Genomic DNA, 2385 nt, shown 5'->3' on the forward strand with positions numbered 1-2385 from the left:
ATTAAAGTCGGCGACTCCCTTACAAGAGCCGCTGCTCTCCAGAACGGAACGTGATACTTTCGCATCATTCCGCTCCTCATTTGTCCGCTTCCATGACATTGGAGCAAGCCAAGACTGACATCATTGCAGTCTTTTTGTCGTGGCAATGGCGATGGAGAAGTTGGAAGTTATCTCTGGAGTTTTTACCTCCAAAGCGTTTTTCAACAATGTGGTCTTTTTCGATTAAGTCTCCATCCATGAAGTAGAGGCGACAATAGGCGCATTTACCGTCCTGATTTTTCAGTAGTCTTGCAACTGTCCTGTCCACTTCGGGATGTTCCCCAAGGCGCGTACTCCAGTAGATTAAATCGCCGTCAAATGGGCTTTTGGCTCCTTTAACTTTCTTATGCCTTACTATAGGCGTTCGGGCATGAGATAGTAGCCAGTAGGGTTTCTGAATATCCTGACTGGTGGAGAAGGTCATGGCATTGTAGTCTCCTTGTTGGATTCTTCGCCAGTACCGCTCGTATATCCACTTTTTTGATTTGGAATTATGACGGCGTTTTCCCCAGTTTCTAAGGTTCCAATAAAGGAGAACGTCTAACTTCTCAAACGTTTCCTGACTCACCACTGCGCTGTAGTAATTTGACCAGCCTCTTATTATCGGATTTAGTTTACCGATTAATGCCGCTTGTGGCTTGGCTCTCATTTTTACTATGATGTCAGCCAGTTTTTGAGAGTGGGTTTGTATCTTTTCTTTTTGGGGCTTGATGAGAGTTACATATTCCCTAGTTTTGCTACCCTGATGTTTGCCAATTTTGGATTGGCGAATATTGAAACCAAGGAAGTTAAACCCTGGTTTATGATTGTCGTGACCGTTTAAGGTGTGGACAATTTTTGTTTTTCCGGGATGTAACTCAAGACCGATTGATGCTAGGAACTCGGATGCACCTTTTATGCAATCCTCCAAAACTTTTAGGTCTTTGTGAAGAATCACAAAGTCGTCAGCATACCTAACCACTCCAAGATTGCGCTTTGTTTGATTGCTAGACTTGAAGCGGCTTCTTATGTGCTGTTCCAACCCATGCAGGGCTATGTTAGCCAAGAGAGGGCTTATCACCCCCCCTTGAGGAGTCCCTGCGTAGGTTGGTTCCCATTGGTGATTGAGGATATATCCTGCCTTTAACCAAGATTTGACTTGGCGGCGTATTGCCGGGAAGGTATTTAATTTGTACAGCAGTGCCTTGTGGTCTATTCGGTCAAAGCATTTGCTTATGTCCGCATCGAACACATATTTAGGCATCTTGTTAATGCTGGAATAGATGGCTCCAATGGCATCATGGCACGATCTTCCTGGTCTGAAGCCATAGGAATTTTCTTCAAACCGTGCTTCCCACTCTGGTTCCAGTGCTAGTTTGACCAAGCACTGCAAAGCTCTGTCTCTCATTGTGGGAATTCCGAGGGGACGCTTTTGAGCCTTTCCAGGTTTTGGAATCATTACCCAACGCGCGAGCTTTGGCTTTCGTACCTAGTTTCAGTGTTTCCACCAGTTCTAGGCGCTCTTTAAGCGTTAGGGATTTTATCCCGTCCACTCCAGCAGTAGATTTTCCCTGATTATCCTGCGTCACCCTGCGAACCGCTAGACATTTTGCGGCGTAGGATTTCATCAACAATTTCTGAAGTCGTTGCATTGTGCCGACATCACCACGTTGGCTTGCCTTGAATATTCGCTTTTGGAGGCGGTAGACATGACGGTGGAATTTCTTCCAAGGTATGTCTTTCCAATTCACCTTATGGTTGCCCATAGTTTTGACGTTTCCTCTGACTTGGACTATTCATATCGGACAAACGTGAGTCCGTCTGCGTATCCTGGGAATTACCCCAGACATTAGCTTCTGACTCTATCTTTCCTATCCGCAGTATGTGGTTAACACCTACCTCCGGTATTCGAACTCCGGAGGAACATACGGAAGGTTACTTCGTTCCTTATAGGCACATTAGACTTTTAGGGTGTTACTCTCTGCGGGGTGATTTTGAGGATACTCAACGCTTATTTGGATTCACATTGCTCATCACCATTGACTCGTTTTGTCTGTGGCGTATCAACCTTGTTTCGCCACTTGACATTTATCGCAGTTCAGGCGTAACTTCCTTTCGTACCCATGAGTCTTAGCCGGATGACACTATGTCAGGTTTATTTCGTGTCATCTTTTGTCCCGCTTCTCGGATTGATGGTTAGTCGCTACCGAGGGGAGATGGCTTCACTCTGTATCGTGAGGGATGGGTTTGCCGTTCTAGGGTACTAGGCTCACCATCTTGCTTATAAAGTTGTCAGGGTTTAGATTTCTCTGTTCCCAGCCAGTCTTCCCTAAGTGTTGCTACTTATTTCAACTGAACGAATCGCAC

The 2385-nt window shown here is 45.6% G+C and carries 2 protein-coding genes; both read right to left on the reverse strand.

Annotation, left to right across the window (positions count from 1 at the left end):
- Positions 1–76 precede the first annotated feature (76 nt).
- Complete coding sequence (gene ltrA / locus MiSe_RS48650) at positions 77–1477, reverse strand: group II intron reverse transcriptase/maturase (protein WP_226594662.1); 1401 nt, start codon at positions 1475–1477, stop codon at positions 77–79.
- On the reverse strand, positions 1359–1784 hold the full coding sequence (locus MiSe_RS48655) for a reverse transcriptase N-terminal domain-containing protein (RefSeq protein ID WP_226594665.1): 426 nt from the start codon (positions 1782–1784) through the stop codon (positions 1359–1361). Before MiSe_RS48655 ends, ltrA begins: the two co-directional genes overlap by 119 nt.
- Between the last annotated feature and the right edge of the window lie 601 nt (positions 1785–2385).

The sequence above is a fragment of the Microseira wollei NIES-4236 genome (genome assembly GCF_020521235.1).
In the GTDB taxonomy this organism is placed as follows: domain Bacteria; phylum Cyanobacteriota; class Cyanobacteriia; order Cyanobacteriales; family Aerosakkonemataceae; genus Microseira; species Microseira wollei.

Coding starts and splice junctions, on each gene's coding strand:
- ltrA (WP_226594662.1), bottom strand. CDS start 1,477: ATGATTCCAAAACCTGGAAAGGCTCAAAAGCGTCCCCTCGGAATTCCC.
- MiSe_RS48655 (WP_226594665.1), bottom strand. CDS start 1,784: ATGGGCAACCATAAGGTGAATTGGAAAGACATACCTTGGAAGAAATTC.